This window comes from Actinoallomurus sp. CA-150999, from assembly GCF_050942425.1.
Taxonomy (GTDB): domain Bacteria; phylum Actinomycetota; class Actinomycetes; order Streptosporangiales; family Streptosporangiaceae; genus Actinoallomurus.
The window spans coordinates 5,798,083-5,821,218 of the sequence record NZ_CP192063.1 but is presented as its reverse complement, the minus strand read 5'-3'; the positions used below and the strand labels follow the sequence as shown (position 1 = coordinate 5,821,218).

The window sequence follows — 23,136 nt, the reverse complement described above, 5'->3', positions numbered from 1 at the left end:
TCCGATCCCAGAAGACCGGATACGACCCCCTAGTGATCAGGTGCGGAAGGCTGCGCGGCCGGCGTTGTCCTGGCACTCGCGTTCCTGGGCGGCCGTCCACCCGAACACCGCGCGAAGCCTCTCGAACTCTCGGCCCAAGGTGGTGTTCGACACGGTGCGAGCGTCGGTGCTGACGGTGACGGGAATCCCCTGCCGTAGGAGCGTGTCGATGGGATGGGCGGCCGGTGCGCGCACCGCGCCGGTCTGCACGTTCGACGTCGGGCACATCTCCAGCACGATGTCGTCCTCGCGCAGCCGGCGCAGCAGCGCCGGGTCCTCCGCGCTGCGGACGCCGTGGCCGATGCGCCGGGCGCCGAGCACGTCGAGTGCCTCCCACACGCTGTCGGCGCCGGCGGCCTCACCGGCGTGGATCGTCACGGGAAGACCGGCGGCGTGGGCGGCGTCGAAGGCCTCCCGGTGCGGTGCTCCGGGGATCGTCTCGTCCCCGGCGAGGTCCAGTCCCGCGACGACATCGCGGCGGTCGAGGGCGAGCCGGGCGACCTCGGCGCTGATCCGGGGCGGCTGGTGCCGAAGGCAGCACAGGATCAGGCTCGTGGTCACGCCCCATCGGCGGCTCCCCTCGGCCAGGCCCTCGGCCACGGCGTCCAGGACCTCCTCGGGCCGGAGGCCGGCCCGCTGGTGCAGTTGCGGGGCGAAGCGCACCTCCCCGTGGCCGACACCGTCGCCGGCCCAGTCCTCGACCAGTTCCATCGCCACCTCGTGCAGCGCCTCCGGTCGCTGCAGCACGTCGAGGGCGACATCGATGTACCCGAGGTACTCCGGCAACGTCTTGCACGAGGGCGGGGCCACCGCGAGGCTCTCCACCGGCCCCGGCAGCGTCAGATCCTGGGCCGCGGCCAGCCGGCGGATGGTCGCCGGCCGGACCGAGCCGTCCAGGTGGCAGTGCAGTTCGATTCGCCCGGTCACCGGCCCGCCTCGCATGCCAGGGTGTCCGCCAGGAGGGCCCCATCCGCGCAGGCCCCGAAGAGCATCTCCTTGAACGCCGACGAGTCGACGACGCGTACGAGGTCCACGTTGGCGGCGGGCGCGTTCGCCCGCCGATCCACGAGAAGAGCCCCGCGTGCCTCGTCTCCGACTGCCACGGTCGCGTGCACGCGTTCGGTCTCGCGCGTGATCTTGGGGCGCAGGGCGACCGCCATCGCGACCGGGTCGGGAAGGTCGTATCCCTTCAGACCGGTCACCGTGGCCGCCCACTCCGCGACGCTCCGGTTGATCCGGTGTGCGAAGTCGGCGCGGACGGTGCCCATCGCGAGCAGCCTGGCCTGATCGTCGGCGTCCATCACGGCATACCGCCGGGACACGTCCCAGCCGACGAACGTGATGGGCCCACCGGCGTCGAGCACGATGGCGGCGGCCTCCGGGTCCGCCCACACGTTGAACTCCGCGACCGGACTGACGTTCCCATGAGCGTCGGCGGCCCCGGCCATGCTGTAGACATGGCGGAACCTCCGCAGGAGATCACGGTCTCGCACCAGGGCGGCGGCGACGTTCGTCAGGGGTCCCAGCGTGACCAGGGTGAGCTCCCCGGGCCTGGAGCGGGCGAGTTCGAGGAGCCGCTCGACCGCGTGCGCGGACTGCGCGGACCGCGCCGGATCGGGAAGACCCACGTCTCCCATGCCGTCGACGCCGTGGACGTGTTGCGCGGTCTCCAGCGGACGGCGCAGGGGCCGCTCGCAGCCGGGATACACCGGCACGTCGCCTCGCCCCCCGATGTCCAGAGCGATCAGGGCGTTGCGGGTCGCCATGTCGAGCGGCACGTTCCCGGCCACGGTCGTCACGGCTTCGATCTCCGTCATCGGCTCCGCGCACGCGAGGAGCAGGGCGACGGCGTCGTCCGACGCCGTGTCCGTGTCGATCACCAGGCGAAGGGGGTCGGCCGCCCGTCGCGGCGTCCCGTCATCAGCGTTCATCCGATCTCCTTGTCTAATCGATTAGATACGGTAGAGGAGCGAGGAGCGGAAACGGAAGAGGGCAGCGTGGGCGGACCAGCCGGGGCTCGGGATGAATCGGATCGGAACCGCCGTTCGCGGGGTTCTCGCAGGTCCAGGGCGAGGAGGCTCCGGCATGTGGTGTCAGGGTGGGGCGATCGGAAAATGCGGAGGCGCGGCCCGGGCATCTCTGCCAGCCTGAAGTGATGATCACGAAGGAGGTCTCGTGAGCGACGACGTGAAGTCCCGCCTCGGCGAGTTCAGCGCCCGGCTGGAGAGCGACGACATCGACGTCGTACGCGGGGCTCTGGACGATTACCAGTCGGCGCAGGCGGACACCCGGTGGGGTGTGGACAACCCCTACTGGCCGCTGGCCAACGAGGTGCGCTTCGCTGCCCGAGACCTCCTCGGGCAACCTCCGTCCGGCCACAGCCACGCGAGTGCTCTCACCGTGATGTGGCATCTCGCCGAGGAGGAGGACTCGGACCTGATCGCCGACGTCCTCGTAGGCGCTCCGGACGACGAGGTGCGGGAGAACGCGCTTCTCGCGGCCGGCACCGCCCTCGCGGAGGGCGAGACGCCGAACCGGCGGCTGCTGGCTCTGATCACGGCCATGGTGCTGGACGAGGGCCTCGATGTGCGGGATCGCAGGGACGCCATGCGCGCCCTGGACGATCTCGATCTCCCGGAGGTCGAGGACCTCATCGTTCGCATCAGTGAGTCGCCCGAACGGGAACTCCAGGTGTACGCGGCGGGATATCTGGCGACGCCCCTGCGGCTCCGCGTCCACCGCGACCGGGTCATGCGGCTCGCGGAGTCCTGGCCGGAGGACGCGGGTTGGGAGGCCGAGCACATTCGTGAAGCCGTCGAGGGCTTCCACAGCACCTACTGGAAAGACACCGAGCTGGACGATCCGGTACTCCGGAAGGCCCATGACGAGCTGAGATTCCCGCTCAGCGACGAGGAATGCCTGCGAGTATTCGCCACCCTGCTCCGCAGCGAGGACCCGGTCGCCGTGGGGATCGCGCTCGACCATTACGAATCCTCGGACGGGCTGCGTCGTGTCCTGGAGGACGCGGAACGTGCCGAGGCCTACCTGCCCGAGGTGCTGGCCCGCGCTCGTGACGTGCTCCGGCGGCCGATGTCTCCGGCCGAGGTGAGCGCCCTGAACGTGATCGGTGCGCGGCACGCTGAGCCCGGCGACGCCGACCTCCTGCTGGACGTTTTCACGCGTACGGACTCGGACGCGGTGCGGAAGGAGGCCATCTGGATGGCCTACGGCGTGCTCGACGAGGCCGAGGCGAAGAACGAGAGGCTCATCGCCGCCCTGGGCGACCTGATCTTCGACCCGTCCGTCGGCTTCTACATCACGAAGGAGACGGCGATCCGCGTCCTGGCCGACAGCCTCGGCGCGGACGCGGACGACATTCTCCTCCGAGCGCTCCGCGAGGGTGAGCCGAAGGTGCAGGCCCACGCGTCCTATTTCCTGGTCAGGACCGGAGGCCTGGATCGGCACCGCGCCGTCCTGGAGGAGGTCGCCGAGAGCTGGGACGACCAGCCTCCTCAGTACCCCTGGGGCCAGAACCCCATTGAGCTGATCTTCGGCAAGCCGCACAGCGTCCACTGGGAAGGACACCGGCTGGCGGACCCGGACCTGTATCGCGCCCACAAGAGGCTGCGGGCCCCCACGGTGGACGAGTCGTATCACCAGGCGCTTCGCACGCTGCTCGAAAGCGACGACCAGGCGGCCGTGGGCATCGCCCTCGACCACTGGTGGAGTCCCGACGGCGCCGTGAAGCGGGGCGGCGAGGAAGCACGTGAACCAGAAAGGGCACTCGTCCTGGACCGCATCCGGGAGGCGCTGCGGCAGCCTCCCTCACCGGCCGCGCTCAGCCGCACGTACGGGCCCGAGGCCAAGCACTTCACCGCACTGTCGGCGCTGGACGTCGTGGCAGCGGAAGAGTCGTCCCTGCTGGCCGAGGTCGTGGAGGCCGCTGCCGGCGATCACGTGCGCCGGCGGGCTCTCGATGCGGTGGAGGCGGTGTTCAAGGATGCGGAGGAGGCTGACCTACGGCTCGTCGAAGCGCTTGGGAATGTCGCCTGCGACGAGACCGTGCCGTTGAATGACCGCGTCAGGGCACTGGAACTGCTGGACGAGTCCCCTGGGACCAACGCCGTGGACGCGCTCGTCCGGGCGACACGCTGCCCCGAGGTAGCGGTTCAAGCCGCTGCGGCATGGGGGCTGATGTGGGAAGAGGTCATCGAGGATCATCGCGCCATGCTTGAGGAGCTGAGTGCGAGCTGGCCCGTGGAGGACGCCCCGTGGGAGGTCACGCGGGTGCGGGACATGCTCAACGCCCACGCCGTCGGATGAGGGTCAGGCTGGCGGACGCCTGCCCGGGATGCGACGCTGGGAGATCGGATGCCTGAGCGCCGAAAGTCAGGGGGAACGTTGGGTGTCACGCTGGCGGACGTCGCCCGCCGCGCGCAGACGTCGACGGCGGTGGTGAGTTACGTCATCAACAACGGCCCGCGCCCGGTGGCCGCGTCGACGCGCGAACGCGTCCTGCAGGCGATCGCGGAGCTCGGCTATCGCCCCGATCGAGTGGCGCGGGCGCTCCGGGCGAAGCGCAGCGGGGTGATCGGCGTCCTCCTACCGGATACCGCCAACCCGTTCTTCGCGTCGCTGGGCCAGGCGATCGAGGCCGCCGCCTTCGACGCGGGGCGGCTCGTCGTCGTGGGCAACGCCCGCTTCGACCCCGACCGCGAAGAGGCGTACGTGCACGCCTTCCTCGATTCCCGGGCGGAGGGGCTGGTGGTCGTGAGCACCCGGCACAGCCCGCGCGCCGTCGACGCCCTCGCCTCGGCACCGGTCCCGGCCGTGTACGTCCACCACGCGCCGCCGGGCACCCCCTCGGCCGCGGTCCTGGCGGACAACGACGGTGGCGGGCAGCTGGCGACCACGCACCTGCTCGACCACGGTCATGAGAGCGTCGCCGTGCTCGCCGGCCCCGACGACGCCGGGCCGGTAGGCGGGCGGGTCGCCGGATGGCAGCGGGCGCTGGCCGAACACGGTGTCCCGGACGACCGGCGGATCGAGTCCCGTGGCGCCCTCACCCGGGCCGGCGGCCACGCGGGCATGCGGAGACTCCTCGAGCATGAGGACAGGCCGACCGCGGTCTTCGCCGTCACGGACGAACTCGCCGTCGGCGCTCTGCACGCCATCGCCGAAGCCGGCCTGCGCGTGCCCGGCGACATCGCGCTGGTGGGCTTCGACGGCGTACCGGAGGCCGAGTTCACCAATCCGTCGATGACGACGATCGGCGTGCCGGCCGAGCGCATGGCGCGGTCGGCCATCGCGAGCCTCGATCGGGCATGGCAGGGTCAGGAGCGACCGGGCGGCACGGAGATCCTCCCGGTCTCGCTGATCCGGCGCGCCAGCTGCGGTTGCGGGTCGCCGATGCCGCGGTGAGGCCGCGGGCCGGAATCTAAGTCCGGGATCGCCACGCCGGGCCGGAATCTCGATCCGCGATCGCCACGCTGGGCCGGGATCTCATCCGCGATCGCCGCGACGCTGGGCCGGACGATCGCCGAGCCAGGTCCGCAGCGCCCAGTGCCAGCGGAGCGCGCCGGCCAGGGTCTCCGCCGGAGGCAGCGGCTCGCCGAACGACGTCAGCGCGGCCAGGCGGTGCAGCCGGTGCTTGACGGTGTTCGGGTGGACGTGCAGTGCGGCGGCGGTCCGATCGACGCGCCCGCCGTGCTCCAGGTACGCCAGGGCCGTCTCGGCCAGGAGCCGGTGGAACTCGTCTTCGGCCTCCAGTCCCGGAAGGCGCTCCCGGGCGAGAAGCTCGCCGAGCTTGGCATGAGCGTCCAGGGCCATCGGGACCGCCAGCGCCGTCAGCTCCCACAGCCCGTCCAGCCCACGCCGCCGTGCCGACGCCAGCGCGGTACGACACAGCCGGTACACCTCGGCCAGCTCGCCGGGTGGGACCGCCGGACCGGCCACCACCAGGATCGCGGCCTCGGCGGGCGGCCGGGTCGTCACCGCGCACAGCCGCCCGTCGACCAGCCCCGACACGCCGTCCGGCAGGCCCAGCGCGGCCTCCACCCGCCGGGCCTCCCGGGGGTCGCCGATGTCGGTGACCAGGCAGTGGTAGCGGCGCCGTACGTCCAGCCCGGCGTCGGCGGCGCCCGACACCGGCCCGCCGGCGAGCAGGTCCCGCAGCGCCTGCACGCGGGCGGCGTGCGCGGAGTGCGCCAGGCTCAGCTCCGTCTCCCGGAACGCGTGGATGAGGCGGTTCTGCAGCCCGTTCGCGTACGCGTCGAGCTCCATGAGCTCCTCGATCAGCCCGTCGAGGGACACCCCCGCCGAACGGGCCTCGTTCAGCAGCCGTTTCAGGATGTACGACCGCGCCGCCTGGAACCCGTCCAGCAGCGCGGCGAGGGGAATCCCCTGCAGCGCCCGGTCGGTGGCGAGCCGGTCGGCGACCCGGGCGTCGTCCTCGTTCAGCCCCGACTCGTCGATGAACGCCGCCGACACCACCGCCAGCAGCGCCGCGATGTGCCGCCGGACCTCCTGCACGGGCAGCGCCGCGACCGGCGGGGATTCGGTGCGGGCGGCCTCGACGACGGCTTCGAGGGTTCCCGGGTCGGCGCGCATCTTCTCCATGAGACGGCGGAGGACGGCGCGTTCCGTCATGTTCGTCTCCTAAGGGCCGGTGTCGAAGTCCCGCCGGGGACGTCGAGACCGGCCCTGGCACTGGGCGTCGCGGGAGGTCTTCCCGTGACGCCCAGTGTGGACCGGATCAGCCCGCCGGGGTCAGGGCCGCGATGGCCTCCGGGGCGGCCTGGCCGATCCGCTCCCGCTGGGGGAAGACCCCGACGGGGACGCGGGCGACCTCCGTCGCCGTCGCGTAGTCGACGACCGACACGGCGTTCGCCTTGCTCAGGGACACGAAGCAGCGCTTGCCGTCGACGCTGCTGGTCCCCCAGTAGGGCAGGCTGTTCGTCGGGTAGGTGACGGTGCCCTTGGTGGACAGGTCCGCGGTGTTCACGATCGCGGTGTAGTCGTCGATCGTGCCGACGTCGCACAGTTTCGAGCCGTCCCCGGACAGCGCCAGGCCGTGGTGCGCGGAGTTCTGCGGGTAGTCGTCCGGCTTGAGCGACTTGCCGTGGTCGCTGTACGGCATGGTGACCGTCGCGACGATCTTCGACTGGGCCAGGTCGTACTTGATGAAGCCGTTGAGGTAGGACTGCTGGGCGTAGAAGGTGTTGCCGTCCGGCGCGATGAGGTTCGGCCGGATCCCATGCGGGAAGCTCCAGGTCTTGACGACCTTGAGGGTGGCGGCGTCGACCTTCGTCAGCTGGAAGGTGCCCTTGAGCCCCTCGAGCGCCTGCGGCAGCGACGTCACCCCGATGCTGGAGTTGTAGATGTACTTGCCGTCGGCGGTGTAGTCGTTCTGGTGCGGGTACGTGCCGGTGGCGAACTTCCCGACCACCGCTCCGGTCGCGGTGTCCAGCACCTCGGCGACCTGCGCGGTCGTCGCCGAGATCACGTACCTCGTGCCGTCCGGGGACAGCGCCGCGTGGTCGGCGTGGAAGCCGTCCAGCCGGGTGTGCCACAGCTGCCGCTTCGCGACCAGGTCGTAGGCCGCCGCGTCGTCGAGGTTGCCGCGCGAGACGTACAGCGTCCTGCCGTCCGGAGACAGTTGCACGTCGTCGACGAACCGGTCGCCGCCCTCGATCTGCTTGACCGTCTCGTACCCGGCCCGCTGGATCGGGTCCATCTCGTCGAGCCGCTGCTGCAGGTCGCCGATGACGTCGAACGACCCGAGATTCTGGTACGTGCGCCCGTCGATGAAGCTGACGCTGCCGGTCTGGCTGTTGCCGACCAACAACACGTCCCGCAGTCCGGCGGCGCCCGCCGGGCCCACCGGAACGGACAGCACCGCGGCCGTCGCCGCGCAGATCACCAGGGCCCTGAGTCTCCTGCCGGACATCTCGTCTCCTCACGAACCGCCGTCATCGGTACGACACCGCGTCCAGTCTGAGTACGGTGCGGGCGGCCGCACAGAGCACCGGAGCCAACGTCACGAGACTCCGATGTCGCCCATCGACAACCGGCCCGGCCGTGCCGGCCTCTCAGACCGAAGCCGTGACGTCCGGTACGCCGGGCGCGGGGTGGTGGAACTCGGCGCGAATCCAGCCGTCAGAGCAGGTCGGCCACTGCCGCGTGCAGGTCGAGCAGGCCGGGGATCTGTTCGGCCTGGCGCCGGCCCATGCCGCATTCGGTGGCGATGCCGAACGTCTTCACCGTTGTGCGTGCCGCGTCGATCCTCGCGCGGGCGCCGTCGAGACCGTCCGTCGCGTGCACCAGCCCGAGGAACAGGGCGGTCTCCGCCGGCAGCGACAGGTCGGCCAGCGGCGCGAAGTACGCGTAGTCGGTACGGTCTCGCGGTACCGGCATGTGCACCCAGTCCAGGCGCCGTCCGAGGCCGGCGGCGACCTGGCCGGCGACGGCGGCGAGCCTGGAGGTGTCCGCGGGCTCGACGAAGTGCTTGTGCTCGAAGTCGCCGTAGCACAGGTGGTAGCCCAGCTCGACGTCGCTCGGCACCGCGGCGCCGAGCCGTACCAGCCGGGTCACGGTCTCGGCCAGCCGGGACGGGTAGTCGGTGCCGAACCAGGCCGGGAAGACCCCGTCGAAGACGGCGAACTCGACCGCGGTGTCCCACTGGACGGCCAGATCCGCGGGCGGGATCACGGCCAGGATCTCGTCCAGCTCGGCGAGCAGCCGGGCCTCGTACGCCGCCTCCAGTTCCGCATGGTGCGTGCCGACGAACGCGGCGATCACGGCCATCGGTGTCGGCAGGCTGACCTGGAACCGCACGTCCGGTGCGATGACGCCGTCCGCGCGCAGGCGCGAGAACACCCGCCACGAGTCGAAGGCGGCCGCCGCATACCCGAGCAGTGGAAAGGTCACCGATGCCGGGTCGACGCCGGGCTTCGGACGGACCCGCAGGCTCGGCCCGTACTCCGGGCTGGGCGGCGGCGACAGCTGCAGATCCGGGTTCGCCACCAGCTTCGGCAACTGCCAGACGACGCAGTCGTCCCGCTCGCCGTCCGGGATCCGCCGCACGCGGCCGTCGAGCGCGGTCGCGATCGCGCGGAACACGGTCTCGGCGTCGGCGAGCAGCACACTGCCGCACAGGTGCACACCTGGCTTCACCGTTGTCATTTCAGGTTCTTCCTGGGGCGATGTGGTGGACGGCGGCCGCCAGGCCGACGGCTCAGGGCCGGTCGTTGCCGAGCCTGATGGGGAGTGACAGCGGGCCGATGGTGAAGAACGACGGCGAGTAGGGGATGTCGTCCGGGTCGATCGCGAGGCTGAGATCAGGCAGCCGCCGGTACAGCGAGGCGAGCGCGAGCCTGCTCTCCAGGCGGGCCAGCGGGGCGCCGATGCAGTACCGCGGGCCGTGGCCGAAGCCGATGCCGTCGGTCCGCTCGCGGGTGATGTCGAACTGGTCCGCGGTCTCGCCGTACCGCTCCGGATCGATGCCGCTCGCCTGGTACACGACGCCGACCGCGTTGCCCTTGGGGATGGTCACGCCCGCGATGGTCACGTCGGTGAGCGTGAAGCGGAAGCTGGTCATCATCACCGAGTGGCGGTACCGCAGCGTTTCCGCGACCACGTCGGCCCAGCGGTACTCGGCCTTGGCCAGTGCCAGCTGGTCCGGATGCGCCGACAGCGCCACGATGGCGTGTCCCAGCAGGTGGACCGTGGTCTCATGGCCGGCGACCAGCATCAGCCACAGCACGGCGACCAGTTCGTCGGTGGTGAGCTTGTCGTCCTGGTCGCGAGCCTGGACCAGGCCGGAGGTGAGGTCGTCGCCGGGTTCCTGCCGCTTGCGCTCCGCCAGTTCGTACAGGTACGCCATGAGCGCCTTCTGGGTCGCGAACGCCTCCTCCGGCGGGGTGGTGTGCGCCAGCAGGGCGGCCGTCCACTTCCGGAGCCGGGCCCGCTCCGGCTCCGGCACGCCGAACAGCTCGCATATCACCGCCATCGGCAGCGCCTCGGTGAAGGTGGGGACCAGGTCGACGCCGTCGCCGGCGGCCACCACTCCGTCCAGCAGCCCGTCAACGATCTCCTGGATCCGTGACCGCATCGCCTCCACCCGGCCGGGGGTGAACGCCTTGCCGACCAGGCCCCGCAACCGCCGGTGGTCGTCACCGTCCTTGGTGGACAGATGGTCGCCCTGGACGATGGCACGCAGCGGCCAGTCCTCCGGGATCGATCCGTCGTGCAGGGCGGGCCAGTGCTTGGGATCACGGACGAACGTCCTGTTGTCACCGGCGAGGATCTCGCGCGCGGCGTTGTGGGTCAGCGCGAGGTAGGCCGGCACGCCACCGGGGAATTCCACCTCGACCACGGGCGCGATCTCGCGGAGCCGGATGCAGGTGTCGAGTGGACTCTCGTCCATGGCAGGGAACGGGGGAAGGCTCGTCGTCATCGGATTTCCCTTCGTGTCACACCCGCTGGCGGCTCTCCGGGTGCAGCCGAGCCCGAGTATCGCCGGGCGCTGCCCGCCCGGACAGATCCGCCGGCCGATCCTGCCCCGAACCAGAAGTCGGATGTCACGAAAACAAAGGTCCGTTGGGCCGGCGGACAAGAGTTGACATTCGTCGTGGACGGGGCATACCTCTGAGGGGCGGGTTCACACTGAAGGCAGGCCCATTGAGGTATCACTCCTGGACCGCGGACGACACCGAGACCTGGCGCGATCTCTCGGACAGCATCCTCCCGATGGACCACCGGTTCCGGAACCCGGGAAAATGGCGTGCGGACCTCACCGTCCAGGAGAGCAGCACCTACCGGCTGCTGCGCTGGATCCAGAGCGGAGACCGGATCGGCATCCGCACGCCCTCGCACGTGCGGAAGGTCCCCGCCGACGAGTACTACTGGATCGTCCTGCCGCAACAGGGCGTGTACACCGTCACGCACGGGCAGCACGAGACGCGGACGCCACCGGGGTACGCCTCGGCGGTGGGCATGGACGAAGCCTGCCTGCTCTCGGTCCCGGAGTCGCAGGCGTACGCGCTCCAGGCACCGCGCGCCGAAATCGACAACAACATCGGGGCGCCCGCACCGCTGCGCCTCGTCCTCGACCTGAACACCGGTCTTGGCCGCATCCTCAGCGCCCTGGTACGCAGCGCCCATGCCGAACAGGGCAACCTGTCCGACCATGAGTTCCACGCGATATGCGATCGGATAGCCGAACTGCTCTGCATGGCCGCGCTCAAGGACACGCGGCCACCGGAAACCCAACTCACCGAGGTCACCCAGGTCGTCCGGCGGTACGTGCGGCAGCAACTCGGCGCCGGCAAACTGCCGCTCACCACCGTCGCACGCGCGCTCGGCTGGTCGCCGCGCCACCTGCGCAACGCTCTCCATCAAGCCGGTACGACCTACCGCGATCTACGCAACGAGGAAACGCTGCGAGCCGCCCGGGACCTACTCCAGGACCCCGTCTGTGCCGACCTCAGCATCGGTGACATCGCCGCCCGCGCCGGCCTCACTCCCACCTGGTTCTCCTCGGCGTTCAAAGGCCGCTACGGCGAGAGCCCACGCGAATTCCGCCGCCGCAGACTCGCCGAAACCTCCGACCCCGAAGGTACGCCGAACCCTTCACCCCCGCTCTGAGTCGCCTGATCGACAGCGTCCGGGGGATCAGGCCGGAATCGTGTTCCTGATGTCCTCCAGACGCGTCTTGTGCTCGCAGCCCCAGTCGCCGAGCGGACGCAGGGCGTCGATGAGGGTCGTGCCGATGGCGGTGAGGGAGTACTCGACCTTCGGCGGGACCACGTTGTGCACCTCGCGGTTCACCACCTCGTCGCGTTCGAGCTCGCGCAGGTGCTGGATCAGCATCTTCTCGCTCACCCCGTCCAGCGAGCGCTTGAGCTCACCGAACCGCTTCGGGCCGCTGCTCAGCGTCCACAGGATGAGCACCTTCCACTTGCCGCCGACCACGTCGATGGCGGCGTCCAGCCCGCCGACGAACGTCTGGCACCTGCGCCCTGACATGCACACCTCCAGGTAAGTACCTGACTAAAAGGTAGGTACTTGCGGCATCGTAACCATCGCATCGATGATCGTCACGTGACGGACGCGCGCCTGACCGCGGTGCGGGCGGCCGTCGCGTGCGGCGCACTCCCCCGCCCGCCGCCTTGTCACTGATCACCTCATGCCGACAGAACGAGTTCTGCCATGCCTGTCTCCGTGTTCTCCCTCATGCTCGTGGTCTTCGGGCTCACGACCGGCGAGTTCGTGATCGCTGGGATCCTGCCCGACGTGGCCGCCGACCTGTCGGTGTCCATCCCGGCGGCCGGCCTGCTGGTCACCGCCTACGCCGCAGGCATGATCGTCGGCGGTCCGGTCGTCACCGTGCTCACGGCGCGGGCCGCCCGCAAACCGCTCATCGCCGGCCTCATCGCGGTCTCGGTGCTCGGGAACCTGGGTTCGGCGGCGGCGCCGAACCACGTCGTCCTTCTGCTGTCGCGGTTCGTCGCGGGCCTGGTCGTCGCCACGTTCTTCGCGGTCGCCATCGCCACGGTCATCTCCATGGCCCCCGCCGGCAGGCAGGCGTCCAGCGTCGCGAAGGTGGCCCTGGGGATGAACCTGGGAATCATCCTCGGCACGCCGATCGGCACGTTCATCGGCCAGCACCTCGGCTGGCGGGCGACCTTCCTCGCGGTCGCGGCGTTCAGCGCGGTCGCCCTGCTGCTCGTGCTGCGGTTCGTCCCGGCCCAGCCCCCGGCCACGACCGGGTCGGCCCGCGGTGAGCTCCGGGTGTTCGCGAACCGCGACCTTCAGCTCGCCATCGCGCTGACCGCGGTGGGCAACGTCGGCGTCGTGACGGTCTTCACCTACATCACGCCCCTGCTCACCGACGTCGGCGGGTTCGCCGCGGACATGGTCCCGGTCCTGCTCCTCGGCTACGGCGCCGGCGCGGTCGTCGGGAACTTCGCCGGAGGCCGCCTGGCGGACCGGGCGCTGATGCCGGCGCTGGCCGGGCTGCTCGCCGTGCTCGCGGGCGTCCTGGCCGCGTTCTGGCTGGTCGGCGGCCTCAAGGCGCCCGCCGTGGTCCTGACGTTCCTCATCGGGGCGCTGGCCTTCGCCATCATCCCCGGGATGCAGACGCGCGTGGTGACCGCGGCCGGTACGGCGCCCACGCTCGCGGTCGCGGTCAACGCCTCCGGCTTCCAGCTCGCCGCCGCGTTCGCCGGCTGGCTGGGCGGGCGGATCATCGACGGCGGGCCGGGCCTGCGGGCGATCCCCCTCGTCGGCGCGCTCCTCACCGTGGCCGGCCTGGGTATCGCGGCGCTCCTGCTGCGCCGGGACCGCCGCGCGGCCGCCGCCCCGGCCGACCACGTCCCCGCCTGATTCCACCGACCTCTGATCAGGAGTTCGTCATGACCTCACGCAGCCCTCTGGAAGGCAAGGTCGCCCTCGTGACCGGCGGTTCGCGCGGGATCGGCGCCGCGACCGCACGGGCGCTGGCGGCCGACGGTGCGGCGGTGGCGATCGGCTACGTCGCCTCCAGGGAGAAGGCCGGGTCGGTGGTGGCCGACCTGGAACGCTCCGGGGTCCGCGCCGCCGCGTACCGGGCCGACCAGGCCGATCCCCGCCAGGTCGGCGACCTCGTACGGTCGGTGGCGGCCGACTTCGGACGCCTCGACGTCCTGGTGAACAACGCCGCGGCGTACGTCACCGGCCGAGTCGATGAGCCCGATCGCGATGCCGCCGCCTTCGACCGGCAGTTCGCCGTCAACGTGGGCGGCGTCATCGCGGGGATCCGGGCCGCCGCCCAGGTCATCGGGGACGACGGGCGCATCGTCACCGTCGGGTCGCACCTCGCCGGCCGTGCCGGATTCGCGGGGGTCGCCGACTACGCCGCGACCAAGGCCGCGATCGTCGGCTACAGCAAGGCGGCGGCCCGTGACCTGGGCCCTCGGGGCATCACCGTCAACGTCGTCCAGTCCGGTTCCGTCGCCACCGACATGAACCCGGCCGACGGGCCGTTCGCGGACGTGCAGCGGGCGGCCAACGCGATGGGGCGTTTCGGGCGGCCGGAGGAGATCGCCGCGGGGATCGCGTTCCTGGCCGGTCCGGGCGCGTCCTTCGTCACCGGTGCCGTCCTCACCATCGACGGCGGCTACCTGGCCTGATCCCGCAGGTGAAAATGGTGAAGTCTCGTAATCGTCCGACGCGTGGCTGCGGGATCGCTGGGCGGTGGTTCGATTTGAGATCGTTCACCGGTCGGTCGCCCGCAGCAGAGCGGCCGCGGCGGCGACCTCGGTGCCGGCCAGTCCGACGGAACAGAAGACGGTGATCTGGTCGGCATCGGACCGGCCTACCGCAGCCCCGGCCAGCACGGCGCCGAGTTCGACCATCTGGTCGGAAGGAAGGACATGCGGTTCGCCGTATCCGGCGGCTTGGGCGCGGGAGTCGGTGAGGATGATGTCGGCGCGGTCGGCCAGAGCGGACGGCACCTCGTGGCGAGAGATCGTTTTGGGGCCGAGCGTCGTGACATGGGTTCCCTCGGATATCCAGCCGACGTCCAGAACCGGCGTCGCACTGTCGGTGGCGACGATCACGACGTCCTGCTCGCGGACTGCTTCTTCGGTTGTGGCGGCCGCGCGTGCCGGTACCCCCAACTCTCGGTCGGAGCGTTCGGTGAAGGTATCGGCGTGCTCTTTCCGGCGGGCGGCGACGACCGCCTGTTCCACCGGCCGTACGGCGCACAGCGCCCATAGCTGCGCCCACGCCTGCCGGCCCGATCCGATCAGGCCCACACGCAACGGTCCGGGTCTGGCCGCGGTGTCGATGGCGACCGCGCCGATCGCTCCGGTGCGGCGGATTCCGAGTTCGTCGCCATGGACCAGTGCCCGCAGCTCACCGGTCATGGAGTCCCAGACGGCGACCAGTTGTTCGGCGCCGACGGCGGTGTCATAGGCACGGAAACCGAACACACCCTGGTCTTGCGCCGCACCCGCGGTGAAAACGAGGCGGGTGTCCCCCAGGTCGGCGCGTACCCGCGCCGGCGCCTGAAGCGCGCCGACGTGGTGGGCCACCAGCGCAGCGCGCATCGCGTTGACCGCTGTCACGGCGTCGAGCCGAGCGCGGACGTCATCGTCATCGAACAACAGCGGTGCCACTAAAAGGACCTTTCGCCAGGTGGGTTCCACAGTGGCGAACGGCGGTCGATGGCGCATCGGTCACGGGTCTGAGTTCTGCTCGGCCGAAAGACCGAGCCTTTGGTGATGCTCCTCAGGGGATCTGAAGGACTGGGAAATGCCGCCGGGTGCCTATGCTGGTCAAGTGAACACATATGTCTATCTAGCGCACGCCTTCCAAGCCGGGAGGAGTTGATGCGTAGTGGTCTGGAGCTGGCCGGGCGGTATCGGCTGGAGGCGCCTCTGGGCCAGGGCGGTATGGGTGAGGTGTGGCGGGGTGTCGATCTGCGCCTGCGCCGCCCGGTCGCGGTCAAGGTCATCCGCCGTGAGCTGGCGATCGACCCCGGGTTCCGGGCCCGGTTCGCCAGCGAGATCGCCAACGCGCAGCGGGTGGCCTCGTTCTGTACGGCGAAGGTGCTGACCTACGGCGAGTCAGACGGCCGACCGTACCTGGTCACCGAGTTCATCGAGGGCCCGTCACTGTCGGACTACATCGCCGAGCACGGTGCGCTGCCCGCCGAGCCGCTGCACGCGCTGGCCGTCGGGATCGCCACCGCGCTGGCCGCCATCCACATGGCCAAGCTGGTCCACCGGGACCTGAAGCCGGCCAATGTGATCCTCTCGGCCAGCGGGCCCCGGGTCATCGACTTCGGTATCGCCCGGGCCCTCGACGGCGACGCCAAGCACACCCAGACCGGTTTCATCGTCGGCAGCCCCGGCTGGATCCCGCCCGAGCAGGTCTTCGAGAACCAGGTCAGTACGGCCGGGGACGTGTTCGCCTGGGGCACTCTCATCGCCTACGCCGCCACCGGCCGCCACCCGTACGGGGACGGCACCCTGATGGTGCGCGCCGTCCGGGCCCACCAGGGCGAGCACGACCTGACGGGCATACCCGACGACCTGCGCCCACTGGTCACAGCCGCGCTGGAGGCGGACCCGGCGCGGCGGCCCGGCGCCGAGCAGTTGCTCGTCGGCCTCATCGGCGAGACCGACCCGGAGACCGCGGTCAGCCAGATGGTCGAGGCCCAGTGGGCGTCCAAGCTGCCAGCGCAGACGTTCGTCTCCCCGCTGCCACAGGGCACGCCGCAGGCCGCTGAGAGCGGGCCGCTGGGAACGGTACCGGAGTACGGGCCGGGGGCAGGCATTCCGATGCCCGGTGTTTCGACCCAGTACGCCACGTCCGGCTACACCCCCCCGACGCTCATCCCGCCGATGGGGCCGGTGACCCAACCGCCCGGGTTCCCCTACTCGGGCGGGTATCCGGCAGCGCCGATGGGGGCGGCCATCGCACCTGAGTCTCCGTGGCAGGGCGCCGCCGGCCAGATGCCGGGACAGCCCTCGCAGGGCCGCCGCAAGGGCCGGTCGGGCCTGGTCCTCGTCTGGGTCGGCGGGCCGGTGGCGATCGTGGTCGTCGCGTTGATCGCATTGCTCGGCATGGTGTTCTCCACCAACGACGACCACCGGCACCACGCCACGCCACCGACCAGGGCAGCCTCGCCGACCCCCGCCTCGACGGTCAGGACCGTCTCGGATCTGTCCGGGATGTGCAGCAAGATCGGTGCGGGGGTGCCGTCCGAGGCACGCTCGATCACGATGAAGGACAAGGACTCCGTGGCCGGCCATCAGCACTGCCAGTGGGAGGACATCAACACCTCGACCGGCCGCTACCTCAGGCTGGATATCGACACCGGCAGCGGCTCCGGGGACGCTGCCGTCGCCGACGCCGGCAGCCAGTTCTCCGCCGACGAGAAGTTCCTCGAGAATCGCAAGTTCCACAGCGGCAAGGAGACCGTGTCCGGCCTCGGCGACAAGGCCCTGGCCGCACGCACCACCGACTACGTCGACATGGGCCCGGGCGAGCGGCGCCGGAAAAGGTACTACATAGCGGGGGCCGAGGTCGTGGTCATGGTCCGCAACGTGGTCATCGACATCGAATGGAGTGGAGCGGACTATCCGTCCTCGGTTCGCGGCTCCGATGCCCTGCACGGCACCAACTTCACCTATGCCAAGACCAAGGCGGAAGCAATCACCATGGCCCAAGAAGTCATCAAACAGCTCCCGGTCTGACCCGGTGACGACGGAACCGGGGACGTAGGGCGGGTGGGCGGAGACCTCCTCATCCTCGCTGGGCCGGATCGGACGCGTTGTGGTCGATGATGTGCTGCAAAGCGGCACTGCCAGGGGCCAGGTCCGGCAGGAGGAAGTTGTAGGCGCCAGTTCCGATGCTCGTCAACGCCCCATGTCAGCCGGCGGTGTCGGTGGGCGCGCCTTCCAGCAGGTCGTTCGCCGACCGGTGGATCTTGGCCAGGGCGCTCATCAGGTGACGGCGCTCGGTCTCGGTGAGGTCCGCGGTGATCTTCTCTTCCAGGAGCCGGCGTTCGGCCTCGATCGGCTCGCGCAGCGCGTGTCCCGCCTCGGTGAGCCAGAGCCGTACGAGGCGGCTGTCCCGGTCGTCCCGGCGCCGGGTGAGCAGCCCGGCCGTGGCCATGCGGGTGGCCATCTTGACGACCGTGGGGGTCGTGACGTTGAGCGCGGCGGCGACCTCACCGGGGGTGCTGCCGTCGCGCTCCCACAGCACCGCGAGCAGATGGTCCTGGCCGAGGTGCAGGCCATGGCGTCGCAGGGCGGCGTCGGCCGCGGCCCGGACCACCTTGTTCGTCCTGCCGTGCAGGTCCAGGAACTCGGGCATCGGGCCTCCAGGGGCATCGCGGAGCGGACCCGCGAACAGATCGATTGACGGCTAATCATTTCCCGGCTAACGTCTTGCGGCGTAATCGTTAGACGGCAAACGACCTTAGGGAATCCCGATGATACTGGTCACCGGCGCCACCGGAAACGTCGGCCGAGAGCTCGTCCGGCAACTCGCCGCCCAAGACGCCGAGGTCCGCATCCTCGTCCGCGACCCCGCCCGCGCCGCCGCGCTGCCCGCCCGTGCCGAGCGCGTCGTCGCGGACCTGGACGACCCGGCGACCCTGACGCCCGCCTTTGCCGGGGTCGACCGGCTGTTCCTGCTCACGCCCGGCATCGGAACCGAGCAGACCGCCCGCGCCATCGCCGCCGCCCGGGCGGCCGGAGTGAGCCGCATCGTCCACCTGTCATCCTTCAACGTCCTCGGCGATCCGATGCCGGCCATGGGCCGCTGGCACCACGAACGAGAGGAGGCGATCCGCGCCTCCGGCATCCCCGCCACCATCCTGCGGCCCGGGGGCTTCATGACCAACGCCTTCGACTGGCTGCCCACCATCCACGAGGAGGGCTTCATCCTCGACCCGGCCGGCCCCGGCCGCTTCGCGCCGATCGATCCGGCCGACATCGCGGCGGTCGCGGCCCTCGCCCTCACCGAAGACGGCCACCAGGGCCAGGAGTACGTCCTCACCGGGGAGGAGACCTTCACCGTCACCGAGCAGGCCCGGATCCTGGCGGAGGCGATCGGCCGCCCCCTCGAGGTCCGCGAGGTGGCCACGCCGCAGGAGGTCGTACGCGCGCGGTTCCCCCACGGAGCGCCTCCCGCACTCGCCGAGGCCATCATCGAAGGGTTCACGCTCATGCGCGCCGACACCACCGGATTCCGCACCGACACCGTACGGCGGCTGCTCGGGCGCGCGCCCGGCACCTTCGCCGACTGGTGCGCCCGCAACACCGCCGCCTTCACCGCCCGGTAGCGGCGGGGAACTCGGCCCACACCACCGTACGGGCGCCGTCCTCCCGGTAGCCCCAGCAGTCCGCCAGCGCGTCGACGATCCGCATCCCCCGCCCGCTCTCACCCCCGTTCTCCGCCTTGAGACGCGGGCGGGCCCCGACGGCGCCGTCGTCGGTGACCTCCAGCCGGTACGCGCCGCCGCGCGCCAGCAGTACGACCGTCACCCGCCCGCCCGCCTGCCCGGAGGCGGTGTGGGTGACGGCGTTGCAGACCGTCTCACTGCCCACGGTGACCAGGTCGTCGAGGACCGGATCGTCGTACGGCAACAACTCCCGCAGGAAGGCCCGGGCGTGCGCGACCGAACCGCGCACGCCCGGCAGCGTGATCTCGCCGAGGACGACGGCCTCCTCGGTCACGCCGCGACCGCCGCCGCGATCCGCCGGGCCGCCTCCGGCACCGACGCGGCGTCCAGCTCGACACCGCGCCACAGCAACCGCCACCGGTCCGGACGCGGCACGGCCAGCACAGCCTCCTTGCGGCCACCCCGGCCCAGCACCCACAGCACCGCCTCGCCGTGACCGGGCACGACGAGCAACGACGTCACCGGCGTCGCCCGCAGTTCCCACGCCAACCGCACGAGCAGCGCGTACCGCGTCTTGGACATCTGCACCGACGGCTCCCTTCGCTTCGTCGGAGCCACCTTCCTGACCTGCCGCGGCAGGCCGCAACACCCGCTGACCTGGGTCGAATCTTCTCCGAATGAACCTTCAACCATTGTCATTCCGTACACACGAAGACACGGAAAGTGACATCGTGGGCGGATGCCCTCCCGGAACATCCCGTCCGCCCGCCTGCGCCGGATCGGCTCGGCGTTGCGCCAGGCCCGCGAGGACCGCGGCATGACCATCGAGACGGCCGGCCGCCGGTACGGCCGGTCCACGGGCTGGCTCAGCACACTGGAGAACGGCCTGCACTCCGTCGACCGCCAGGAGCTGGCCGACCTCCTCGACTTCTACGGCGTGCCGGACGGCCCCTTATGGGAGTCCCTTCTCCACCTGGCCTCCCACAAGCCGGGGAAGAGTTGGGAGCGCGCGTATGAGGGGCGTATCTCGGCCGCCGCTCTCGACCTGGCCGGCCTTGAGGAGGACACGGAACTCATCCACAACTTCGAACCGTGCGTGGTACCGGGCCTGCTGCAGACTCCGGATTACGCTCGAGCCCTCACAAGGGTCGGGCCAGCCCGGCCGGTTCGCAACACCAGCACGCTGGTGGCATTCCGGATGGCCAGGCAGAAGGTGCTGACACGCCCTTATCCCCCGCGCTACGTGGCAGTGATCAGCGAGTCAGTGCTCCACCACGAGATCGGCGGAGCTGCGCTCATGCGCGCCCAGTTCGGCAAGCTTTCCGAGGCGGCCGAGCTGGACAATGTGGCCCTCCACGTTCTGCCGAACTCAGCCGCCGCCTACCTGTGGCTGGCAGGGCCGTTCCATCTTCTGTCACTACGGCCGCCGGGAAACCTGACCGTTTCGGTCATCGAGCAACTCACCAAAAGCCTATTCGTCGAGGATGAAAAGGAGATCGCGCTGCACGAGGAGATCTTCTCCCTGCTGTTGAACGCGTCGCTGGACAAAGACGCTTCTCTGAAGCTCATCAAACGGCTAGCGTCCCGAGTATGAGCATCCCTGAGTTGACCGATGCCGTCTGGCGCAAGAGCCCCTACAGCGGCGGCTATGAAGGCAACTGCGTCGAACTCGCCGCGGTCTGGCGCAAGAGCAGCCGCAGCGGCGGCAACGAAGGCAACTGCGTTCAGATGGCTGTCACCTCGGCCTCGGACGGTGGCTGAGGTCGGCCTGGTAGGAGGCCAGCGGGAAAGCCGCCCTTGCGGGCAGCGTTAATGCCGCGCGTGGCGGATCTTCAACCGTCCGAGGCCCAGGGTCCCGGAGATCCGGATCCTCGGCCCGCTGGGGCGGGAGCGGCGCCGGGTGGTGTAGAGCGGGGCCTTCCACTCGGTGTGCAGACCCTCGATGTCGACGATGGCGTCGCGGGGCACCGTGATCTTGGCTCCGCCGGTGCCGAGTCGCAGCTCGATGTCGACCACCGGGTGGTCGATGACCGCCCGGGAGAGGTCCAAGTGCACCCTTCCCAGTGCGGACGCGACCGTGAGGCTCCGGGGTACCCGCCATGCGCCGCGCCGCTGGATCCGTCCGCCGACGGCGGCGATCGTGGACGTGGTGCCGGCGTTCTCCTCCGGGAGTGAGGCCAGAGCCGACGCGAGCTCGCCGTGCGTCTTGGCGGTGAGCACCTGGTGGAGGCGGTCGTCCAGCTCTTCGTGCGTGATGTGCCCTTCGGCGTACGCCTCCTGGAGGCGTCGCACGGCCGTGTCGCGGTCGTCGTCGCTGATCGGTGGCGGCCGGTGGTCCGGCCCACCGGCCTGGGCGTTCACCGTCCCCTGCGCATGAAGGTATGGACCGACAGCGGGACGAACACCGCCAGCAGCGCGGCCGACCAGAGCAGGACGGCGGCCACCGGATGCGCGAGCGGCCAGGCCGCGTGCGCGGATGTCGCGCCCGGACTGCCGAACAGCTTCCGGGAGGCGGCGGTGGTCGCGCTCACCGGGTTCCAGTCGGCCAGGAACCGCAGCCAGCCCGGCATGCCGTCGGTCGGGACGAACGAGTTGGACAGCATCGTCAGCGGCAGGAACAGTGGCGCCAACTGGTCGACGACCTGTTCGTTCTTCACCACCAGGCCCAGGTAGGCGCCCACCCAGCTCAGCGCGTACCGCAGCAGCAGCATCAGCAGGAACGCCTCGGCCGTGGGGAGCGGGCCGCGGTGCGGCTGCCAGCCCACCAGCAGGCCCGTCCCGACCATGGCGGCCAGCAGCGGCACGCTGATCAGGGAGTCGGCGCCGGTCTGCCCGAACGGTACCGCCAACCGCGCCATCGGCATGGAGCGGAACCGGTCCATCACGCCGCGGGAGGCGTCGGCGGCCATCCGCCCCATGACCCCCTGCACCGCCGTGAAGGCCACCATCGAGAACAGCCCGGGCATGAGGTACGCGCGGTAGTCGCCGCCGCCCGGAACGGCGATCGCGCTGCCGAAGACGTACCCGAACAGCACCACCATGATGATGGGGAACATCAGCGCGGCGATGATCTGCCCGGGCTCCTGCCGCAGCCGTCCCAGCTCGCGGCCGACCAGGGTCAGGCCGTCGATGAACGTCCAGCGCAGGCGGCTCAGTGGCGGGGTGAGGGCGGTCATCGGACGTTCTCCTTACGGTCGGTGAGGCGCAGGAACACCTCGTCGAGGGTGGGGCGGCGCAGCCTCACGTCGGCCGCGGCGATCCCGGCGCGGTCGAGTTCGCGCACGACGTCGGCGAGCCGGAAACCGCCGCGGGGCAGGGCGACGCTGAGCCGGTCGGTGCCCGTCGTCGTGGGATCGGTCCCGGCCAGGGCGTTCAGCACGGTCGCCGCCGAAGGCAGCGCGGCGGGGTCTTCGAGAGCGACGTCGAGGCGGTCTCCGATCGTGGCCTTCAGCTCGTCGGGGGTGCCCGTGGCGATCACCCGCCCGTGGTCGATGACGGCGATGTCGTCGGCCACCCGGTCGGCCTCGTCCAGATACTGCGTGGTGAGCAGCACCGTGGTGCCGTCCGCCACCAGTGCGCGGACGCTGTCCCAGATCTCGGCGCGGCTGCGCGGGTCCAGGCCGGTGGTCGGCTCGTCCAGGAAGAGCACCTCGGGGCGCAGGATGAGGCTGGTGATCAGGTCGAGGCGGCGCCGCATGCCGCCGGAGTAGCCGGCGACGGGACGATCGGCGGCGTCGGTCAGCCCGAAGCGTTCGAGCAGTTCGTCGGCCCGCCGGCGGGCCTCGCGCCGGGGCAGGTGGTAGAGGCGCCCGAACATGCGCAGGTTGCCGCGGCCGGTGAGCTTCTCGTCGACGGCGGCGTACTGGCCCGCGAGCCCGATCCTGTCCCGCACCCGGCCGGCCTCGCGGACGACGTCGTATCCGGCGATGCGGGCGTGCCCGGCGTCGGGATCGGACAAGGTCGCCAGGATGCGCACCGCGGTCGTCTTCCCCGCGCCGTTCGGCCCCAGCACGCCGCAGATCCTTCCTCTCGGGACGCTCAGGTCCAGGCCTCGCAGCGCATGGGTGTCGCCGAAGGACTTGTGCAGCCCCTCGGCGACCACGATCGGATCCGCCATGATCTCCTCCACTGGGTACCTTGTACGCGGTTATGGCGGCCAGGTTAAGTTACCGGGTACTGCGTACGCAAGTAGGGTG

The 23,136-nt window shown here is 70.7% G+C and carries 23 protein-coding genes; 9 read left to right on the top strand and 14 right to left on the bottom strand.

Annotated features, from left to right (window positions below):
- Positions 1-36: 36 nt before the first annotated feature.
- Both add and ACQP2O_RS26855 read right to left on the bottom strand, forming a co-directional pair.
- Positions 37-966, bottom strand: a complete 930-nt coding sequence (add, locus tag ACQP2O_RS26860; RefSeq protein WP_433190637.1) for an adenosine deaminase — start codon at positions 964-966, stop codon at positions 37-39.
- Entirely contained in the window at positions 963-1,970 is a 1,008-nt protein-coding gene (locus ACQP2O_RS26855) for a nucleoside hydrolase (RefSeq protein WP_433190636.1), read from the bottom strand. Before ACQP2O_RS26855 ends, add begins: the two co-directional genes overlap by 4 nt.
- Before the next feature lie 244 nt (positions 1,971-2,214).
- On the opposite strand from ACQP2O_RS26855, the gene ACQP2O_RS26850 reads away from it, so the two are divergent.
- A complete protein-coding gene (locus ACQP2O_RS26850) occupies positions 2,215-4,362 on the top strand; it encodes a hypothetical protein (protein ID WP_433190635.1) in 2,148 nt (715 codons plus the stop codon).
- A 48-nt stretch (positions 4,363-4,410) separates the two neighbouring features.
- Positions 4,411-5,460: a LacI family DNA-binding transcriptional regulator gene (locus ACQP2O_RS26845; RefSeq protein ID WP_433190634.1), complete on the top strand. Its 1,050-nt coding sequence runs from the start codon at positions 4,411-4,413 to the stop codon at positions 5,458-5,460.
- Positions 5,461-5,541: 81 nt separating this feature from the next.
- Here the strand turns inward: ACQP2O_RS26845 and ACQP2O_RS26840 are convergent, their stop codons facing one another.
- From ACQP2O_RS26840 to ACQP2O_RS26825, 4 genes are all read right to left on the bottom strand, one after another.
- Complete coding sequence (locus tag ACQP2O_RS26840) at positions 5,542-6,687, bottom strand: PucR family transcriptional regulator (protein ID WP_433190633.1); 1,146 nt, start codon at positions 6,685-6,687, stop codon at positions 5,542-5,544.
- A 106-nt stretch (positions 6,688-6,793) separates the two neighbouring features.
- The gene (locus ACQP2O_RS26835; protein ID WP_433190632.1) at positions 6,794-7,987 is read right to left on the bottom strand and encodes a YncE family protein; all 1,194 of its coding nucleotides are present in this window, start codon (positions 7,985-7,987) and stop codon (positions 6,794-6,796) included.
- 209 nt (positions 7,988-8,196) lie between these two features.
- A complete protein-coding gene (locus ACQP2O_RS26830; protein WP_433190631.1) occupies positions 8,197-9,222 on the bottom strand; it encodes a hypothetical protein in 1,026 nt (341 codons plus the stop codon).
- A 52-nt stretch (positions 9,223-9,274) separates the two neighbouring features.
- A complete protein-coding gene (locus tag ACQP2O_RS26825) occupies positions 9,275-10,495 on the bottom strand; it encodes a cytochrome P450 family protein (RefSeq protein WP_433190630.1) in 1,221 nt (406 codons plus the stop codon).
- A gap of 293 nt (positions 10,496-10,788) precedes the next feature.
- Between ACQP2O_RS26825 and ACQP2O_RS26820 the strand changes: the two genes are divergently transcribed.
- Entirely contained in the window at positions 10,789-11,685 is an 897-nt protein-coding gene (locus ACQP2O_RS26820; protein ID WP_433190629.1) for an AraC family transcriptional regulator, read from the top strand.
- A gap of 27 nt (positions 11,686-11,712) precedes the next feature.
- Here the strand turns inward: ACQP2O_RS26820 and ACQP2O_RS26815 are convergent, their stop codons facing one another.
- Positions 11,713-12,066, bottom strand: a complete 354-nt coding sequence (locus ACQP2O_RS26815; RefSeq protein ID WP_433190628.1) for a winged helix-turn-helix transcriptional regulator — start codon at positions 12,064-12,066, stop codon at positions 11,713-11,715.
- 183 nt (positions 12,067-12,249) lie between these two features.
- Between ACQP2O_RS26815 and ACQP2O_RS26810 the strand changes: the two genes are divergently transcribed.
- Complete coding sequence (locus ACQP2O_RS26810; RefSeq protein WP_433190627.1) at positions 12,250-13,425, top strand: MFS transporter; 1,176 nt, start codon at positions 12,250-12,252, stop codon at positions 13,423-13,425.
- A gap of 29 nt (positions 13,426-13,454) precedes the next feature.
- Positions 13,455-14,210, top strand: a complete 756-nt coding sequence (locus ACQP2O_RS26805) for an SDR family NAD(P)-dependent oxidoreductase (protein WP_433190626.1) — start codon at positions 13,455-13,457, stop codon at positions 14,208-14,210.
- 84 nt (positions 14,211-14,294) lie between these two features.
- Here the strand turns inward: ACQP2O_RS26805 and ACQP2O_RS26800 are convergent, their stop codons facing one another.
- Positions 14,295-15,230 (bottom strand): ornithine cyclodeaminase family protein, encoded by a 936-nt coding sequence (locus tag ACQP2O_RS26800; RefSeq protein WP_433190625.1) that lies wholly within the window; start codon positions 15,228-15,230, stop codon positions 14,295-14,297.
- A 183-nt stretch (positions 15,231-15,413) separates the two neighbouring features.
- Here ACQP2O_RS26800 and ACQP2O_RS26795 point away from each other — a divergent pair, with 183 nt between their 5' ends.
- The gene (locus tag ACQP2O_RS26795) at positions 15,414-17,285 is read left to right on the top strand and encodes a protein kinase domain-containing protein (protein ID WP_433190624.1); all 1,872 of its coding nucleotides are present in this window, start codon (positions 15,414-15,416) and stop codon (positions 17,283-17,285) included.
- A gap of 175 nt (positions 17,286-17,460) precedes the next feature.
- On the opposite strand, the gene ACQP2O_RS26790 is transcribed toward ACQP2O_RS26795, so the two are convergent.
- Positions 17,461-17,907, bottom strand: a complete 447-nt coding sequence (locus ACQP2O_RS26790) for a MarR family winged helix-turn-helix transcriptional regulator (protein WP_433190623.1) — start codon at positions 17,905-17,907, stop codon at positions 17,461-17,463.
- A 118-nt stretch (positions 17,908-18,025) separates the two neighbouring features.
- On the opposite strand from ACQP2O_RS26790, the gene ACQP2O_RS26785 reads away from it, so the two are divergent.
- Positions 18,026-18,880 carry an NAD(P)H-binding protein gene (locus ACQP2O_RS26785; RefSeq protein ID WP_433190622.1) on the top strand — a complete coding sequence of 285 codons (855 nt, stop codon included), beginning with the start codon at positions 18,026-18,028 and terminating at the stop codon, positions 18,878-18,880.
- Here ACQP2O_RS26785 and ACQP2O_RS26780 read toward each other — a convergent pair.
- Positions 18,867-19,274, bottom strand: coding sequence for an ATP-binding protein (locus ACQP2O_RS26780; protein ID WP_433190621.1), 408 nt, complete (start codon positions 19,272-19,274; stop codon positions 18,867-18,869). The two genes, ACQP2O_RS26785 and ACQP2O_RS26780, sit on opposite strands and share 14 nt — an antisense overlap.
- Entirely contained in the window at positions 19,271-19,528 is a 258-nt protein-coding gene (locus ACQP2O_RS26775; RefSeq protein WP_360886687.1) for a hypothetical protein, read from the bottom strand. The genes ACQP2O_RS26780 and ACQP2O_RS26775 overlap by 4 nt, the downstream gene beginning before the upstream one ends.
- A gap of 151 nt (positions 19,529-19,679) precedes the next feature.
- On the opposite strand from ACQP2O_RS26775, the gene ACQP2O_RS26770 reads away from it, so the two are divergent.
- Positions 19,680-20,534, top strand: coding sequence for a helix-turn-helix domain-containing protein (locus tag ACQP2O_RS26770; RefSeq protein WP_433190620.1), 855 nt, complete (start codon positions 19,680-19,682; stop codon positions 20,532-20,534).
- Positions 20,531-20,701 (top strand): DUF397 domain-containing protein, encoded by a 171-nt coding sequence (locus ACQP2O_RS26765; RefSeq protein ID WP_433190619.1) that lies wholly within the window; start codon positions 20,531-20,533, stop codon positions 20,699-20,701. The genes ACQP2O_RS26770 and ACQP2O_RS26765 overlap by 4 nt, the downstream gene beginning before the upstream one ends.
- A 48-nt stretch (positions 20,702-20,749) precedes the next feature.
- Here the strand turns inward: ACQP2O_RS26765 and ACQP2O_RS26760 are convergent, their stop codons facing one another.
- Genes ACQP2O_RS26760 through ACQP2O_RS26750 form a run of 3 tightly spaced genes read right to left on the bottom strand, consistent with a single transcriptional unit; the run spans position 20,750 to position 23,057 of the window.
- Positions 20,750-21,301, bottom strand: coding sequence for a DUF1707 SHOCT-like domain-containing protein (locus ACQP2O_RS26760; protein WP_433190618.1), 552 nt, complete (start codon positions 21,299-21,301; stop codon positions 20,750-20,752).
- Complete coding sequence (locus ACQP2O_RS26755) at positions 21,298-22,116, bottom strand: ABC transporter permease (RefSeq protein ID WP_433190617.1); 819 nt, start codon at positions 22,114-22,116, stop codon at positions 21,298-21,300. Before ACQP2O_RS26755 ends, ACQP2O_RS26760 begins: the two co-directional genes overlap by 4 nt.
- A complete protein-coding gene (locus ACQP2O_RS26750; protein WP_433190616.1) occupies positions 22,113-23,057 on the bottom strand; it encodes an ATP-binding cassette domain-containing protein in 945 nt (314 codons plus the stop codon). Before ACQP2O_RS26750 ends, ACQP2O_RS26755 begins: the two co-directional genes overlap by 4 nt.
- Between the last annotated feature and the right edge of the window lie 79 nt (positions 23,058-23,136).